The sequence below is a fragment of the Spiroplasma endosymbiont of Colias croceus genome (genome assembly GCF_964020095.1).
Taxonomy (GTDB): Bacteria; Bacillota_I; Bacilli_A; order Mycoplasmatales; family VBWQ01; genus Spiroplasma_E.
Genome location: NZ_OZ026536.1, coordinates 638737 through 655714, shown reverse-complemented (window position 1 = coordinate 655714; position 16978 = coordinate 638737). Strand labels below are relative to the sequence as shown.

Here is a 16978-nt window from a genome sequence, read left to right as displayed (position 1 = left end):
TTAAAAATATTTTTTTAAAATTTAAATTTTTATCGAGTTAATATAAAAATATTATTAACAATTTTTTGTTTAAAATGTAAACTCATTTTTTAAACTATTTTTTCAAAAAATATTTATTTCTATATTCAATAACACTAAATAGTTTTAAAACAATTTTATTGACAATTAATTAAATTTAATTACGGAATATGTCCTATGTTTAATTAATTCTAGTAAATATAATTAAATGACTAGAAAGAGTGAGTTACAGATGGCTAAAAAGCAAAATATTAATAATAATGATCCAATATCAAAAGCAGTAGATTTATTATTAGAAAATACTGAAGATTTAACAACAGTTTTTAAAGAGGGAGGATTGTATAAAGAATTAACAAAAAGATTAGTAGAAAAAATGTTGAATTCTGAGATGCAAAATTATTTGGGATATGAAAAGAATCAACATAGTAATAGTGACAATGCTCGTAATGGTATAAGTTCAAAAAAAATAATAACTCAACAAGGTAAAATTGAGATTGATGTACCACGAGATCGCAATAGTAATTTTAATCCTATAATAGTTGCAAAAAGACAAAGAAGATTTGATGGTTTTGATCAACAAGTTCTTTCTTTATATGCAAAAGGTATGACATTATCAGATATTAGAATGCAATTACAAGAGTTATATCATGGTGCTGATATTAGTGAAAGTGTTATTAGTCAAATTACTGATGATGTTATTGATGATGTAAAAGCATGGCAAAATCGACCATTAGAAAGTGTCTATCCGATTGTTTATTTTGATTGCATAGTAGTGAAAGTACGACAAGATAAAAGGATTATTAATAAATCAATTTATATAGCTTTAGGAGTTGATTTAGAAGGTAAAAAAGATGTTTTAGGTTTATGAATTAGTGAAAATGAAGGTGCTAAATTTTGATTAGCAAATTTAACAGAAATGAAAAATCGTGGCTTAAATGATATTCTTATTGCCTGCAGTGATAATTTAACAGGCATGTCAGAAGCAATACAATCAGTTTATCTTAAAACAGAACATCAATTATGCATAGTTCATCAAATTAGAAATAGTTTGAAATATGTCTCATATAAGCATAGAAAATCTCTAGTTGCAGATTTAAAACCAATTTATACTGCATGTAGTGAAGAACAAGCAATGCAGGCTTTAGAATCCTTTGAAAATAAGTGAAATAAACAATATCCTCAAATTGCTAAATCTTGATATAAAAATTGAGATAATTTAATGGTTTTTATTAGTTATCCTACAGAAATCAAAAGAGTTATTTATACAACAAATGCTATTGAATCTGTAAATAGTCAATTACGAAAAGTTATCAGAAATAAAAAAGTTTTTCCTAATGATATAGCAGTTTTTAAAATATTTTATTTAGCAATTGAAAATATAACAAAAAAATGAACAATGCCCATTCAAAATTGAAATACAGCAATTGCTCATTTTATGATAAAATTTGAAGATAGAATTAATCTAAACTAGTACTTTGTAAAACAAAGATACACAGATTACATAAAAGCCTCAATTTTCAAGATTGGAATGGCAACACTTTTTAGGACTATTTTTTGGTAAACATTTGCTTTTGATAATTAACTGGAGTTAAGTAGTTTAAAGTGCTGTGAATTCTTATGTTGTTGTATCAGTTGATGTAATCGAATAACTCTAATTTTAATTGGATTAATGATGTAAAATTTTTATCATTAATAAATTCAGTCTTAAAAGTTTTAAAAGTTGCTTCAGCAACAGCATTATCATAAGGACAGCCTTTTTTGCTTAAAGAGCGGTTAATGTTGAATGCTAGTAAAAGTTTATCAATAATTTTATTATTAAATTCATTACCGCGATCGCTATGAAATATTTGCATATTTTTTAAACAGCGATTTGATTGCATAAATGCTTGATATACTAATGATGCATCTTTTTTAGTACCTACACTATGTCCGATAATTTCGCGGTTAAATAGGTCGATTAATAAGCAAATATAGTTTCATTTGCCATTAACTTGCACATAAGTTAAATCACTAACAATAGCTTCATTTTTAGCTTTATTATTAAAGTTTCTATTAACAAGATTAGTTATTTGACTATCATTGACTTTATTATGATGATTTTTGTATCTTAATTTAGTGTATTTTGATATTAAATTATGTTTATTCATAATTTCTTTAATTTTTCTGCGTGATAAATAAATTTCTTGGTTTGATATTATAACTTTTAATCTTCTAGTACCATAAACTTCTTTATTTTCTTTAAAAGCACTAATAACAGCTTTATCATAAATATTATTTTTGATTTTATTTTCTTTTTTCTTTAAATTAAAATAATATGTTGATTTAGAAAGTTTTAAAAAACGACACATTGTACTAATTTTATATTTAGATTTATTATTTACAATAATCTCTACTTTCTGCGTATTATTAGTGCTGCTTGCTTTAAAATATCATTTTCCATTCGTAACTCTTTTAATTCTTTTCTTAATTTAATTAATTCATTTTCTTCAAAAGAACGGTTATCTTTAGTTTTAAAACTACCTGAATTAGTAAATTGCTTAATTCATTTATAAGTAGCTGCTCTTGTAACATTATATTCTTTAGCAAGGCAAGATACTGATTTACCACTTTGATATAAAGCTACTATTTGTTTTTTAAATTCATCGGTATATGAGTTAATATTTGTCATAATTATAGTTCCTTTCTTTTAACAAATTTGTTTATTTGTCTACGTAATTAACGTCCAATAAAGTGTAACCCATCCACCCCACATGTACTTGTGGAGGAAACAATGAAATTGAATGAGTTTAATAATACTTTTCAAACTGAAAAACAATGTCTTGCATATATAGCAAGTTTGAAACAAAGCAAATGTATTAGGTGTTCTAGTTTTAATTTGAATACTTCAAATTTAAGAAAAATGAGATGTTTGAAATGTCATCAAACATTCAGTATTCTCACGGGCACTATATTTTCAAAGTCACAAACACCTTTAATATCTTGGTTTTATCTCATCTTTAGATGAATAAACACCAAACATGGAATTCCATCAACTGATGTTGCAAAAGAATTGGTAGTGACCTTGAAAACAGCTTGAAGAATGGGTCATAAAATCCGAAGTGCCATTGCTAAACAAGAACCTCAATTCATTGTTGAGGGCATAGTGCAAATGGATGAAATGTATCTTTCACATATGGGTTTTAAAAAACAAGGAAGATCCCTGTTGAACAAAACCTTGATTGTTGGTATCTATGAAAAAACAACCAACAATCTGATTGTGAAAGTATTGAAAAACGCAAACAGTAAAAATCTTTTGCAGTTTGCAATAAACCACATTTCTTCAAAGTGTGATGTACATACTGATTCTTGAAAAGGATATCGCGATTTGAAATTGGTTTTCACTAAGCATGAAACAGTTAACCATCAAGATGGCTATGTTTCAAAAACTGGTGTAAATACCAACCAAATTGAGTCAGTATGAAAACATATACGAAGAACATTTAAAACACATATCAAAGTTGCAAAACATCATATTCATTTATATTCAAAAGAAGCTGCATATAAATTCAATAACATACCTAGTTTTGAAACTGTAATGCTATGTTTGATTTAAAAATGTGGGGAGAAGTCCGTAGATAGGCTTTTCTCAGCATTTATGTGATAAAATTTAAAATAGTACATAAAGGGAGAAAAGCCTTAATTAATATACGTCAATGACTTGTTGATGGTGGTAAAATTCACTGAATTACAAATTCACAAACAATTGCCAATTGAATTGAAAATAAAATCAACTCCATTGAAGCATATCCTAAACAACACAGTTATGAAATTTTAAAATAAAACAAAAGAGGTAATTTATAAATAAAGAAATAATCGGTTGATTAGCAGTTGCTGTAAATAGTTTTATATTTTTACCCCAAATTATCAAAATAATTAAAACAAAAAGAGTACGCGATTTATCATTTTTCATGTTATTAATTCAACTATTATATTGTTTTTTATGAATAACTTATGGAATATTTATAAAAAATTGAGAAGTTGTAAGTTTAGATTTAATAATTTTGATTTCAACAATTATTATTTTGGGTTTTAAATTAAATATTCATTATAAAGAACCATAAAAATAGACCACCATAATTATGGTGGTCTATTTACATTAAAAACTTTTCTTTTTAACAAACCGTTCTTTTTTAAATAATTTCCAAAATAAACTTCATCTAGAACTTAAATTTTTTACAAATGTTTTAATAAAAAATCAACTCCTTGAAATAAATTTAAATTTAAAATTCCTCAAATAGGAATATTTATATTTTAATAAATTCAAATATTTTTTCAACTTATTTAAATGGTAGAAAATATTAAAAGTTATCACTTCACATAAATGCTGAGAAAAGCCTATTTTAATTCATTTAAATACTAATTTATTATACAATTATCTAGTTACTGGTGTGGTCTGGCGATGGCACTTGTAACGATTATATTTAATTAAAGTTTAAGATTCTATTGTCAATATCGAGTGAAAATTCCCCAAAAATATTTATTAAAAAATTAAATTATTTTGGAAAATTACAGTTTTAAATAAATACAAATTTCAAATAACGCTTAAAAATTTTAGTTCCTTGTTTTCATATAGGAACTTTTTTTGTATAATTTAATTAAACTTAATATAAGTTTTTAACTGATTATTTTATTTTAAAATAAATGAGTTTTTTATTTGAGAGAAAGATTTTATGAATAAAATTATATTTTGACAAATGTATAAAAATACTTATAAAGTAATATTTAAAGAACTAATAGAAACTAAAAAAATGATTGATTTTATAGAAAAGTCTAAATTTAAGTGTAACGATAAGGGAGAACCAGAATTTGATGGTCTTGATAAAGAAGCTCTTAAAGAGTTATTTGGGCTTATGTGAAAAGATAGATTAAGTGATGAAAAACAAAAATTTGTTAATTTAGGTGCAAATTATATTAATCAATCACCTATTTTTCAAAATAAAAAACAAGAAATAAAATTTTTAATTAATAAAAGTGAAATACTAAAACAGATGAATTTATTTTCAAATAAACCTTGTTTAATAACAGGAAACATTTTTAATCCTAAATTTTTAAAATCAAACAAAACTTTTTCATTGAATTGTAAAAATGAAATAAATTCTATAGATTTGCAAAATCAACTTTCAACAATTAGTACTAAATTAAACTCAGTAAAAATTTAAATTATTAAGGACTGAAGTTATTATGAAAAAGAAAATGAATCCAGAATGAGAAATAATGTTTTTAGAAAATAAAGAACAAAAACAAGATAGTATTGAATTAAAAAGAATAAATACTAATAAAAATGAAATTGGTATTGAAGCCTTTGATTATTTTAAAGATGAAATTAATAAATCGAAAAAAAGAAATGACAATTTATTTATAGAAAATATAAATCAAAAAGTAAATTATTTAAATAAAAAAAATAACAATCTTATACTTGAAAATAAGCAAATTAATTAAAGATTAAAACATTTAGACAAAAAACTTTTAAATCTTTAAAAAATGGCGTTGGAAATTAACCAAATAGAAAATAAAATATCAAAAAATATTAAATATTTAACAAGTAGCACTAAACCAAGCTCACCAAAAATGTAAAAAATAAGATATTGGACATATTCCGTAATTAAATTTAATTAATTGTCAATAAAATTGTTTTAAAACTATTTAGTGTTATTGAATATAGAAATAAATATTTTTTGAAAAAATAGTTTAAAAAATGAGTTTACATTTTAAACAAAAAATTGTTAATAATATTTTTATATTAACTCGATAAAAATTTAAATTTTAAAAAAATATTTTTAATATTTTTTTTATTTTAATGGTTTTATTTTATTAAAAATTTCACAAAGTAAGTTAAATCTTAAGTACATAAGTCTAAATTTAGATTTTCTACATTTATTTACTAAAATTTTGAATCTTTTCAATCAAGCAAAGACATGTTCAACTTTAATTCTAATTTTAGATACAATCTTATTGTATTTTCTTTCTTGTTTAGTTAATTTTTTATTTTTAGTTCTTTTAATTGGTATTATTGTATTTTTATAAATATTTTGTATACCTTGATATCCTAAATCACCAATAATTATTGTTTTTTCTGAAAATTCAAGATTTGAATTTTTTAATATTTGAAAATCATGCACTTTACCATTATCAGCAAAAATATCAACAATTTTTTTATTAAAAAAATCATATACAATTTGAAATTTTATAGAATACATTCAACTTTTACCAGAAAAATATTCTAACTGTAGTTTTTTTTAGTTGGTCTTTCAATTTCAATCTCAGTTGAATCAATTAAATAAAATTGAAATTCATTTGAATTTTCTTGTTTTTTATCAATTTTTAATTTATATCTTTCTTTTAAAAATTGGTAATCTTTGTGGTTACTAAGTTTATTTTCTACTCAAGTAATATTTCGAAAACAACTTGATGGGCTCATTTTAGATTTAATACTCATTTGAAAAAAAGTATAATATTCTTTTCAGTATAATAAAGTCATCATTAATCTTTCTTCTACTGAAAGTTTATTTTTTCGACCTTTATTTTTTTCTAATTTTTCTATTTCAATTAATTTTTCTAACATTTCATTAAAATGAAAACGTTTTATACCAAAATATCTATAAAATTCTTCATTTTTTAATTTTTTTAAATTTTCAAAAATCATTTTTATCAACACTTTTCTAAATTTATTGTTAATAACAAAATTATAAAATAAATTTTAAAATTATTAATTGACTTTTAAAAAATTTAATTACGGAATATGTCTATTGAAATTACAATATCTTTATATATTTAAAATTAATTTTAAATCATTAAATTTGCTTATATACAAACGATTTAAAAATTTATATGGTTTAATATTCAAAAAATAAAAATCTCTAATTAGAGATTTTTTAAATTAAATATTTGGTAGTATAAAATAACTTTATTTTTAGGAAATTATTATTCGATAATCAATGGGAAATTTTTACTAAATAATGACAAGTTTAAGATTCTATTTGCAATTTTAATTAAATGTGATAAATTAAAGGTATAAAAATTAAATACTAAGTATTAGGTACATCGCCAAAATTAAGACCTATCTAGTTTTTTTTATTTACATCTTTCTTTTATTTAGTAAATTTGAAAAATAAACGTGTTGCTACCTATTACTGAATTTGTCAAGAAAAGTGGACAATTAAAGTAACCTTTTATTAAATTTTATAAAATAGTGTTTGTAAGTGTTAAATTTATAGATATGAAGTAATTATTTGTTGATTTGGAATGAGCTAATTGATATTCGATTGGACTCATTCCTTTTAATTTTGTTTGAGGTCTATAGTTATTATAAAAGTAAATATATTTGGGTAAATTTTCTTTTATTCATTCAATAGTTCTGTTTTTTCTTAGAATTTGATATAGAAATTCTGTTTTCATTGTTCCAAATCAAGATTCAGTAGCACCATTATCACAAGAATTACCTCTTTTAGACATCGAAATTTTTATTTTTAATTCGTCACATAAGGTTTTATAAGAAGGATTTGTATAATGAAATCCTTGGTCTGATTGTAAAATTCATGAAGTAGGTTTTTGAGCATTAACTCAAGCTTGAATAATGTTTTGGACAACAAATGTCATATCTAAACTTGCGCTTATTTTATAATCTAATATTTCATTATTATGAAAATCTTTAACAATTGATAAATAATATGTTTTACCATTAGTCAATAAATAATTTATATCAGTACCTAATTTTTGATTTAAATCAGTAGTTGAAAAATCACGATTTAATAAATTATCATATCTTAAACTTCCTGATTTAGTTTTATAATCAAATTTCTTTATGCGAACCTTAGCTTTTAAACCCATATTTCTCATATATCTATATACAACATGAAATTTTAATTTTAAATTATAAATTTTGTTAATTCATAAAGTTATCATTTTATAACCATAAATTTCTTTAAATTCATAAAAAATATTTTTAATTATATTAGCTAAAAATTTATCTCATTTATTAAATTCATTCATTCCGTTTTTAATTCATTTGTAATATCCTGATTTTGAAACCTTTAAAATCAACATAAATAACTAATCTGATATTTTTTCTTCAAGGAGAAAATCAGAAAATATTTCTTCTTTTTTGTCGATTTTTCTAAATACTTTTTTATATCGTTCATTACCTCAATATATTGAATTAATTCTTGTTTTGTCATTTCATTAAAATTTAAAGATTTGGGTCGACCTGTTCTTTTGGTTTTTTTAGCACGAATTCCATTGCCATATTCTAAACCTTCTTCACCTAATAATTTGTATGCTTTAATTCATTCTTTTATTGATGATCGGCCAATACCATATTCTAATGCAGTTTTATCAATCGTTTTAATTTTACTTATTTTTATTATTTTTAACTTTTCTTCTTTTGATAGTCATTTAGCCATAAAAAAATGAACACCCTCCTTAAAGTATTTTTAACACAAAGGTTACAATTCTGTGTCTACTTTATTCTAGATGTTCAGTACATACTGATTCTTGAAAAAGATATCCGATTTGAAATCGGTTTTCACTAAGCATGAAACAGTTAATCATCAAGATGGCTATTTTTCAAAAACTGGTGTAAATACCAACCAAATTGAGTCAGTATGAAAACATATACGAAGAACATTTAAAACACATATCAAAGTTGCAAAACATCATATTCATTTATATTCAAAAGAAGCTGCATATAAATTCAATAACATACCTAGTTTTGAAACTGTAATGTTATGTTTGATTTAAAAATGTGGGGAGAAGTCCGTTAATTATTTATTCAAACTCTGATTTAGGAAATACATATTTATCAATAGCTTTTGCAACACCACCACAAGTATTTTTACTAGTAACGTCATATGCTATTTCTTTTAAGTTAGAGTGAGAATTTTGCATTGCAATACCATATTTAGCTCATTTTATTAATTTATAATCATTCATACCATCACCACAAGCTAATACTTGGTCAGCAGTAATATTTCATTTTTTACATAAAAATTGAACAGCAGCCGCCTTATTAACACCGATTGGATTAATTTCAATAACACTATGTGAAGAAGTAGCAAGTTCTAAGTCTTTAATAGTATTTAATTGTTCTAAAATTGGATTAACTTGTTTTTTCTTTTTACAAAATAATAAGATTTTATACATACCTTCATTAGTATTTTCGTCAATTTGTTTAGTTGGTAAGTTATTAAAATTCTCCATAATTTTAACTTTTAGTGATCTGCGATTAATTAAGCCTGTTTTATTATCAGTACTATATCCTCATATTGCTAAATTATTTTTATTAGCAAATTTAATTATTGTTTGTATTTGTTCTTTAGTTAATGATTTTTCATATAATATATCTAGTCTATTATCATTAGTAATATCAATAATATTACCACCATTATAGCAAATAATATGACCTGTTTTCTCATGCATTAAACATGCTTTGGCAATATCAATTGTTGAACTTGGTGCTCTTCCTGTTGCAATAATAACTTTAATATTTTTTTGATATGCTTTTTGGATTGCAATTAGGTTTTTAGGGTGGATTTTTCATCTACTTTTTAATAAAGTTCCATCTAGATCAAGAACAATTAATTTAATAGCCATTATAAATACCTTATTTTTCTTTTTCTATTTCTTCAATAATATTATTGATGTCTTTTTCGGCAACTAAACCAAAAGTTTTTTTAACTTCTTTTCCTTTTTTATTAAAATAAATTAATGTTGGGATTGATTGAATTTCATACTTATTTGCTAATTCTTTAGCACTGTCAACATCGATTTTAATAAAATTAATATTATTGTGTTTTGTGTCATTAGCAACTTTTTCAAATCTTGGACCTAACATTTTACAAGGACCACATCATTCTGCTGAAAAATCAATTACTGTGATTTTTCCTGAGTTTAAAAGTTGATCAACTTCTGTTATAGAATTAATATGTTTTATTTTGCTTTCATTATGCATATGTTTACTACCTTTTCTTTTAATTTGTTTTATGGTTTAATTCTATCATTAGTTTTAATTTTTAAAACATTAAACGATAAAATAATTTTTGGACTTCTCCCCACATGTACTTTTGTAGGAAACAATGAAATTGCATGAGTTTAATAATACTTTTCAAACTGAAAAACAATGTCTTGCATATATAGCAAGTTTGAAACAAAGCAAATGTATTAGGTGTTCTAGTTTTAATTTGAATACTTCAAATTTAAGAAAAATGAGATGTTTGAAATGTCATCAAACATTCAGTATTCTCACGGGCACTATATTTTCAAAGTGACAAACACCTTTAATATCTTGGTTTTATCTCATCTTTAGATGAATAAACACCAAACATGGAATTCAATCAACTGATGTTACAAAAGAATTGGGAGTGACCTTGAAAACAGCTTGAAGAATGGGTCATAAAATCCGAAGTGCCATTGCTAAACAAGAACCTCAATTCATTGTTGAGGGCATAGTGCAAATGGATGAAATGTATCTTTCACATATGGGTTTTAAAAAACAAGGAAGATCCTTGTTGAACAAAACCTTGATTGTTGGTATCTATGAAAAAACAACCAACAATCTGATTGTGAAAGTATTGAAAAACGCAAACAGTAAAAATCTTTTGCAGTTTGCAATAAAGCACATTTCTTCAAAGTGTGATGTACATACTGATTCTTGAAAAGGATATCGCGATTTGAAATTGGTTTTCACTAAGCATGAAACAGTTAACCATCAAGATGGCTATGTTTCAAAAACTGGTGTAAATACCAACCAAATTGAGTCAGTATGAAAACATATACGAAGAACATTTAAAACACATATCAAAGTTGCAAAACATCATATTCATTTATATTCAAAAGAAGCTGCATATAAATTCAATAACATACCTAGTTTTGAAACTGTAATGCTATGTTTGATTTAAAAATGTGGGGAAAAGCCAAATTAATTTTAATTTTTTAGAGATAAATTCAACAGATTTACATAATCAACCTTCAACAAGCGGATATAAACCAAGCTCACCACAAATGTAAAATAAGATATTGCAATTGCAATATCTTTATATCTTTAAAATCAATTTTAATCGATCTAATTTACTCATAGACAAACGATTTAAAAATTTATATAGTTTAGTATTCAAAAAATAAACAAGCCTAATTAGGCTTGTTTTAAATGAATTAAAAATACTTATTTTAGTTATTTAATCGTAATTTTTTTAGTTTTTGTTTGCTCTTTTTTAGGTATCTTAACAATTAATATACCATTTTTAAAATTAGCATCTATAGACTCTTCGCTTATATTAGATGGTAAATTAATAGATCGAGAGAATGAGCCATAATATCTTTCTTTAATATGATAATTTTTATTTTTATTTTCATTAACATCTTCTTTTTTAGCTTCTATTGTAAGAACGTTATTATTTATTTTTAAATCAATGTTTTCTTGTAAAACACCAGGTAATTCAATTTCTAAACAGTATTCAGAATCATTTTCAAAAACATCTGTTTTTGGTAAAAATGTTCTTTCTCCGTCGTTTTTGGAAGTTAAAGGATAAGAAAAATCTATAACATCATTAAAAAAATTATCAAATATATCAGTTAAAAAATTACGTCTAGAAAAATTGTTTTGTACATCTAATTTCTTTTTTGTTTGTGAAATTTCATTTTTCATAATTAACACCTCCGTTTTTATTAAATTAGCAATTAAGGTATTGGATTGCTAATTACAAATTTATTTTAAACCAAATTAATATTAAAAATCAAGTAATTTTTATGTTTAATTTGACTTTTAAGTAAAAAAATTGAAAAAAATATTTGAATTTATTAAAATATAAGTATTCCTAATTAATGAATTTTAAATTTAAAAGAGGTGTTAATATGAAAAACATTTATGAATATGATATTCATAAAAATGAAATAATAAATGATAGTAAATTATTACCAACTGATAAAGAAAGTCAAAATTATGATTGATTATGAGCAAATAATAATAAATATGAAAATATAGAAATAAATTCAAAAAAAGTTGGAAAATGAATGTTGTTTCCTAATGACAAAGAAGTAAATAATATTTGAAATAAGATTAAAAAAAATATTCAAAATGGTAAACTTTGACATTCAAAAGTTTCTACAAATAACGGTAATAAGTCAAATAGTTATGCCATTATGGTTTATACAAAAGATTATACAGATATTAATGATGTAGTTAATGTATTAAAAATTTTAAAAGATGAAGAAATTATAAAACAAAGTCAAATTATTCGTTATAAAACAGATGAACAAACAAGAATGGGAATTTATTCTGGTGGAAGACAAAAACCTTGAATTTATTCTTCTGATACAATCAAAAACATGCTTTTAGAAAAAAATTGAAGAGTTGATAAACAAAAAATAAATTCAACAGATTTACATAATCAACCTTCAACAAGCGGATATAAACCAAGCTCACCACAAATGTAAAATAAGATATTGCAATTGCAATATCTTTATATCTTTAAAATCAATTTTAATCGATCTAATTTGCTCATAGACAAACGAAATAAATATTTATATGTTTAGTATTAAAAAAATAAACAACCCTAATTTAGGGCTGTTTTGAATGAATTTAAGATAATTATTTTTTAATCTTTTAAAATTTTAAAATCATGATTTTACCAAATGAAAATGCATTGTTAAAATTTGTTTACTATTTCAAATAATAATTTCTTAAATTAGATATTTGAAATTGCAGCCATTCGTTTTTGTGCTACAGTATTATGTCTATATTCTTTAATTACTACAACTCCATCGTTTGCTCATAATCCTAACATTGTTCGCTTTGTCACATAGACAACCATCATGACATATGAGAAAGTAATCATTAAATTAAATAAACCAATAACAAACATAAATATTCCACTGTTGCGTTCTAAACTTTTGAATAGTTCCAAAAAAGCACCCATTAAACGAATTATAGCCATTAAAATGACAACTAATAATTCAATTGTTAAAATTACCATTCAAATTGTTGAAATTACTTTCAATGATGGGGAAATATTATGATTTTCAAATTCATTAAGAGTTTCCTTTTTATGAAATAAACTGGTAGTTACTAATCCAAATAGGAAAAATAAAACGGAAGCAACTAAGACGACTACTGAAATAAAGCCAGAAGTTTGACTTATATCAAATAACATACTAATTCTATTAATACTAAAAAGGTTAGATAACAAGTAAGTAATTGCAAAAATTGGAGATCCAATTAAAATGCAAGTTCCCATTATTTTTGACAAAAAATAACGTGGTTTCATTGTTGATGTGGTTGTCATATTTGGAAATTGTGTCATTAAGAATGGTGTAAATAAACCACCAACGCCTAAGCTAAGAGCAGAAATAATATAACGATTAGCACACAATTCTTCATCAGTTGAATTTTTAGCAAAGCGAACAATAACTCAAGATGTATAAATACTTCTTCAAACAAAGTAAACTAAAATAGATAATATTAAAGCAAATAAAGATTTACCAGTAGTATCATTACTTGATAAACTGTTTGATATATTTTTCATATAATAAATAAATGTCATTAAACCAATAACTGATAAAATTGTTCCAGTAAATTGTGCAAAGATTAATCATCCTCTTAAGGAAGGATTAACAGTATTATTAACATATCTATTATTAAAATTATTAGTTGTCATTAATTCCAACTCCTTTAATTTGTCTTTAAATTGTAATGATTTTTAATAAAAAAATCAAATAAGTAGTGAAATTGGATAGAATTTCAAAGTATTTTCATAAAATTATTTATTTTTAAAAACGGACTTCTCCCCACATGTACTTGTGGAGGAAACAATGAAATTGCATGAGTTTAATAATACTTTTCAAACTGAAAAACAATTTCTTGCATATATAGCAAGTTTGAAACAAAGCAAATGTATTAGGTGTTCTAGTTTTAATTTGAATACTTCAAATTTAAGAAAAATGAGATGTTTGAAATGTCATCAAACATTCAGTATTCTCACGGGCACTATATTTTCAAAGTCACAAACACCTTTAATATCTTGGTTTTATCTCATCTTTAGATGAATAAACACCAAACATGGAATTCCATCAACCGATGTTGCAAAAGAATTGGGAGTGACCTTGAAAACAGCTTGAAGAATGGGTCATAAAATCCGAAGTGCCATTGCTAAACAAGAACCTCAATTCATTGTTGAGGGCATAGTGCAAATGGATGAAATGTATCTTTCACATATGGGTTTTAAAAAACAAGGAAGATCCTTGTTGAACAAAACCTTGATTGTTGGTATCTATAGACATATTCCGTAATTAAATTTTTTAAAAGTCAATTAATAATTTTAAAATTTATTTTATAATTTTGTTATTAACAATAAATTTAGAAAAGTGTTGATAAAAATGATTTTTGAAAATTTAAAAAAATTAAAAAATGAAGAATTTTATAGATATTTTGGTATAAAACGTTTTCATTTTAATGAAATGTTAGAAAAATTAATTGAAATAGAAAAATTAGAAAAAAATAAAGGTCGAAAAAATAAACTTTCAGTAGAAGAAAGATTAATGATGACTTTATTATACTGAAAAGAATATTATACTTTTTTTCAAATGAGTATTAAATCTAAAATGAGCCCATCAAGTTGTTTTCGAAATATTACTTGAGTAGAAAATAAACTTAGTAACCACAAAGATTACCAATTTTTAAAAGAAAGATATAAATTAAAAATTGATAAAAAACAAGAAAATTCAAATGAATTTCAATTTTATTTAATTGATTCAACTGAGATTGAAATTGAAAGACCAACTAAAAAAAACTACAGTTAGAATATTTTTCTGGTAAAAGTTGAATGTATTCTATAAAATTTCAAATTGTATATGATTTTTTTAATAAAAAAATTGTTGATATTTTTGCTGATAATGGTAAAGTGCATGATTTTCAAATATTAAAAAATTCAAATCTTGAATTTTCAGAAAAAACAATAATTATTGGTGATTTAGGATATCAAGGTATACAAAATATTTATAAAAATACAATAATACCAATTAAAAGAACTAAAAATAAAAAATTAACTAAACAAGAAAGAAAATACAATAAGATTGTATCTAAAATTAGAATTAAAGTTGAACATGTCTTTGCTTGATTGAAAAGATTCAAAATTTTAGTAAATAAATGTAGAAAATCTAAATTTAGACTTATGTACTTAAGATTTAACTTACTTTGTGAAATTTTTAATAAAATAAAACCATTAAAATAAAAAAAATATTAAAAATATTTTTTTAAAATTTAAATTTTTATCGAGTTAATATAAAAATATTATTAACAATTTTTTGTTTAAAATGTAAACTCATTTTTTAAACTATTTTTTCAAAAAATATTTATTTCTATATTCAATAACACTAAATAGTTTTAAAACAATTTTATTGACAATTAATTAAATTTAATTACGGAATATGTCCAATGAACGATATAAAAAAGTATTTAGAAAAATCGACAAAAAAGAAGAAATATTTTCTGATTTTCTCCTTGAAGAAAAAATATCAGATTAGTTATTTATTTTGATTTTTAAAGGTTTCAAAATCAGGATATTACAAATGAATTAAAAACGGAATCAATGAATTTAATAAATGAGATAAATTTTTAGCTAATATAATTAAAAATATTTTTTATGAATTTAAAGAAATTTATGGTTATAAAATGATAACTTTATGAATTAACAAAATTTATAATTTAAAATTAAAATTTCATTTTGTATATAGATATATGAGAAATATGGGTTTAAAAGCTAAGGTTCGCATAAAGAAATTTGATTATAAAACTAAATCAGGAAGTTTAAGATATGATAATTTATTAAATTGTGATTTTTCAACTACTGATTTAAATCAAAAATTAGGTACTGATATAACTTATTTATTGACTAATGGTAAAACATATTATTTATTAATTGTTAAAGATTTTCATAATAATGAAATATTAGATTATAAAATAAGCGCAAGTTTAGATATGACATTTGTTGTCCAAAACATTATTCAAGCTTGATTTAATGCTCAAAAACCTACTTCATGAATTTTACAATCAGACCAAGGATTTCATTATACAAATCCTTCTTATAAAACCTTATGTGACGAATTAAAAATAAAAATTTCGATGTCTAGAAGAGGTAATTCTTGTGATAATAGTGCTACTGAATCTTGATTTGGAACAATGAAAACAGAATTTCTATATCAAATTCTAAGAAAAAACAGAACTATTGAATGAATAAAGGAAAATTTACCCAAATATATTTACTTTTATAATAACGATAGACCTCAAACAAAATTAAAAGGAATGAGTCCAATCGAATATCGATTAGCTCATTCCAAATCAACAAATAATTACTTCATATCTACAAATTTAACACTTACAAACACTATTTTATAAAATTTAATAAAAGGTCACTTTAATTGTCCACTTTTCTTGACAAATTCAAAGGTTTACATTTTTTAACTGTTGAAAACCAAAGATTTAAAAACATGCAACAATCAAATCCATTTTTAATGCAATTTAAAAATGCACAAGAAAGCATGGAATGACATAGAAAACAAATTGCAAAAGAAAAACAACGATTCAAAGACTATTTATTATCTTTACAAAAAAATAAAGATACCAAAGTATCTGAAAACAATTTAACAAATATTAATAACAACATATCAAATTCATATCAATCTACTAATTATCAACAACGACAGCTCGACATAAAAAAAACTGAAGAATTGGATTAACCAATCTTCAGTCAAAAATACTAACTACAACTTTAAAGACACAAAGCATAGGAAAGCAAAAGTGTCTCCAATAAAATAATAACACAGTTTTAAATAAAAACATTTTTCATGATGTTTTTATTTTTATTTTTGCTTTTCTCCCTTTATGTACTATTTTAAATTTTATCACATAAATGCTGAGAAAAGCCTATCTACGGAC

The 16978-nt window shown here is 23.2% G+C and carries 22 protein-coding genes; 13 read left to right on the top strand and 9 right to left on the bottom strand.

What is annotated here, in order from left to right:
- Nucleotides 1-250 precede the first annotated feature (250 nt).
- On the top strand, nucleotides 251-1489 hold the full coding sequence (locus tag AACL24_RS04140; protein WP_339049385.1) for an IS256 family transposase: 1239 nt from the start codon (nucleotides 251-253) through the stop codon (nucleotides 1487-1489).
- Nucleotides 1490-1565: 76 nt separating this feature from the next.
- Here AACL24_RS04140 and AACL24_RS04135 read toward each other — a convergent pair.
- A protein-coding gene (locus tag AACL24_RS04135; RefSeq protein ID WP_339048869.1) for an IS3 family transposase occupies nucleotides 1566-2686 on the bottom strand; the annotation gives its coding sequence in 2 pieces (ribosomal slippage) (nucleotides 1566-2443 and nucleotides 2443-2686; 1122 coding nt in all).
- Nucleotides 2687-2788: 102 nt separating this feature from the next.
- Between AACL24_RS04135 and AACL24_RS04130 the strand changes: the two genes are divergently transcribed.
- From AACL24_RS04130 to AACL24_RS04120, 4 genes are all read left to right on the top strand, one after another.
- Nucleotides 2789-3610 carry an IS1595 family transposase gene (locus AACL24_RS04130; protein ID WP_339048867.1) on the top strand — a complete coding sequence of 274 codons (822 nt, stop codon included), beginning with the start codon at nucleotides 2789-2791 and terminating at the stop codon, nucleotides 3608-3610.
- 244 nt (nucleotides 3611-3854) lie between these two features.
- Complete coding sequence (locus AACL24_RS15500; RefSeq protein WP_422398080.1) at nucleotides 3855-4118, top strand: SemiSWEET family sugar transporter; 264 nt, start codon at nucleotides 3855-3857, stop codon at nucleotides 4116-4118.
- 687 nt (nucleotides 4119-4805) lie between these two features.
- Nucleotides 4806-5216: a hypothetical protein gene (locus AACL24_RS04125; RefSeq protein ID WP_339048865.1), complete on the top strand. Its 411-nt coding sequence runs from the start codon at nucleotides 4806-4808 to the stop codon at nucleotides 5214-5216.
- Nucleotides 5217-5238: 22 nt separating this feature from the next.
- Nucleotides 5239-5496: a hypothetical protein gene (locus AACL24_RS04120; protein ID WP_339048863.1), complete on the top strand. Its 258-nt coding sequence runs from the start codon at nucleotides 5239-5241 to the stop codon at nucleotides 5494-5496.
- Between the two features lie 350 nt (nucleotides 5497-5846).
- Here the strand turns inward: AACL24_RS04120 and AACL24_RS04115 are convergent, their stop codons facing one another.
- From AACL24_RS04115 to AACL24_RS04100, 4 genes are all read right to left on the bottom strand, one after another.
- On the bottom strand, nucleotides 5847-6254 hold the full coding sequence (locus AACL24_RS04115; protein WP_339045908.1) for a transposase family protein: 408 nt from the start codon (nucleotides 6252-6254) through the stop codon (nucleotides 5847-5849).
- A 23-nt stretch (nucleotides 6255-6277) separates the two neighbouring features.
- On the bottom strand, nucleotides 6278-6700 hold the full coding sequence (locus tag AACL24_RS04110; RefSeq protein ID WP_339045912.1) for a transposase family protein: 423 nt from the start codon (nucleotides 6698-6700) through the stop codon (nucleotides 6278-6280).
- Nucleotides 6701-7236: 536 nt separating this feature from the next.
- Nucleotides 7237-8046: an IS3 family transposase gene (locus AACL24_RS04105; protein WP_339048861.1), complete on the bottom strand. Its 810-nt coding sequence runs from the start codon at nucleotides 8044-8046 to the stop codon at nucleotides 7237-7239.
- Between the two features lie 41 nt (nucleotides 8047-8087).
- The gene (locus AACL24_RS04100) at nucleotides 8088-8456 is read right to left on the bottom strand and encodes a hypothetical protein (RefSeq protein ID WP_339048859.1); all 369 of its coding nucleotides are present in this window, start codon (nucleotides 8454-8456) and stop codon (nucleotides 8088-8090) included.
- A 109-nt stretch (nucleotides 8457-8565) separates the two neighbouring features.
- On the opposite strand from AACL24_RS04100, the gene AACL24_RS04095 reads away from it, so the two are divergent.
- Nucleotides 8566-8793, top strand: a complete 228-nt coding sequence (locus AACL24_RS04095; protein WP_339048857.1) for a transposase — start codon at nucleotides 8566-8568, stop codon at nucleotides 8791-8793.
- Nucleotides 8794-8820: 27 nt separating this feature from the next.
- Here the strand turns inward: AACL24_RS04095 and AACL24_RS04090 are convergent, their stop codons facing one another.
- Nucleotides 8821-9645, bottom strand: a complete 825-nt coding sequence (locus AACL24_RS04090) for an HAD family hydrolase (protein ID WP_339048855.1) — start codon at nucleotides 9643-9645, stop codon at nucleotides 8821-8823.
- Nucleotides 9646-9655: 10 nt separating this feature from the next.
- Nucleotides 9656-10003 (bottom strand): thioredoxin, encoded by a 348-nt coding sequence (gene trxA / locus AACL24_RS04085; RefSeq protein WP_339048853.1) that lies wholly within the window; start codon nucleotides 10001-10003, stop codon nucleotides 9656-9658.
- Nucleotides 10004-10127: 124 nt separating this feature from the next.
- Here trxA and AACL24_RS04080 point away from each other — a divergent pair, with 124 nt between their 5' ends.
- Nucleotides 10128-10949 (top strand): IS1595 family transposase, encoded by an 822-nt coding sequence (locus AACL24_RS04080; protein ID WP_339048851.1) that lies wholly within the window; start codon nucleotides 10128-10130, stop codon nucleotides 10947-10949.
- 272 nt (nucleotides 10950-11221) lie between these two features.
- On the opposite strand, the gene AACL24_RS04075 is transcribed toward AACL24_RS04080, so the two are convergent.
- Nucleotides 11222-11695 (bottom strand): Hsp20/alpha crystallin family protein, encoded by a 474-nt coding sequence (locus AACL24_RS04075; RefSeq protein ID WP_339048849.1) that lies wholly within the window; start codon nucleotides 11693-11695, stop codon nucleotides 11222-11224.
- 206 nt (nucleotides 11696-11901) lie between these two features.
- Between AACL24_RS04075 and AACL24_RS04070 the strand changes: the two genes are divergently transcribed.
- Nucleotides 11902-12483, top strand: coding sequence for a putative phosphothreonine lyase domain-containg protein (locus tag AACL24_RS04070; protein WP_339048847.1), 582 nt, complete (start codon nucleotides 11902-11904; stop codon nucleotides 12481-12483).
- Between the two features lie 251 nt (nucleotides 12484-12734).
- Here AACL24_RS04070 and AACL24_RS04065 read toward each other — a convergent pair whose 3' ends face one another.
- Nucleotides 12735-13703, bottom strand: a complete 969-nt coding sequence (locus AACL24_RS04065) for a hypothetical protein (protein ID WP_339048845.1) — start codon at nucleotides 13701-13703, stop codon at nucleotides 12735-12737.
- Between the two features lie 154 nt (nucleotides 13704-13857).
- Here AACL24_RS04065 and AACL24_RS04060 point away from each other — a divergent pair, with 154 nt between their 5' ends.
- The 5 genes from AACL24_RS04060 to AACL24_RS04040 all read left to right on the top strand — a co-directional run bounded on the left by AACL24_RS04060 (nucleotide 13858) and on the right by AACL24_RS04040 (nucleotide 16779).
- Nucleotides 13858-14334: a hypothetical protein gene (locus tag AACL24_RS04060; protein ID WP_339048843.1), complete on the top strand. Its 477-nt coding sequence runs from the start codon at nucleotides 13858-13860 to the stop codon at nucleotides 14332-14334.
- An 87-nt stretch (nucleotides 14335-14421) separates the two neighbouring features.
- Nucleotides 14422-14844, top strand: coding sequence for a transposase family protein (locus AACL24_RS04055; protein ID WP_339045912.1), 423 nt, complete (start codon nucleotides 14422-14424; stop codon nucleotides 14842-14844).
- 23 nt (nucleotides 14845-14867) lie between these two features.
- Nucleotides 14868-15275, top strand: a complete 408-nt coding sequence (locus AACL24_RS04050) for a transposase family protein (protein WP_339045908.1) — start codon at nucleotides 14868-14870, stop codon at nucleotides 15273-15275.
- Between the two features lie 203 nt (nucleotides 15276-15478).
- A complete protein-coding gene (locus tag AACL24_RS04045; RefSeq protein ID WP_339048841.1) occupies nucleotides 15479-16438 on the top strand; it encodes an IS3 family transposase in 960 nt (319 codons plus the stop codon).
- A gap of 92 nt (nucleotides 16439-16530) precedes the next feature.
- Complete coding sequence (locus AACL24_RS04040) at nucleotides 16531-16779, top strand: hypothetical protein (protein WP_339048839.1); 249 nt, start codon at nucleotides 16531-16533, stop codon at nucleotides 16777-16779.
- The last annotated feature ends 199 nt before the right edge of the window (nucleotides 16780-16978 follow it).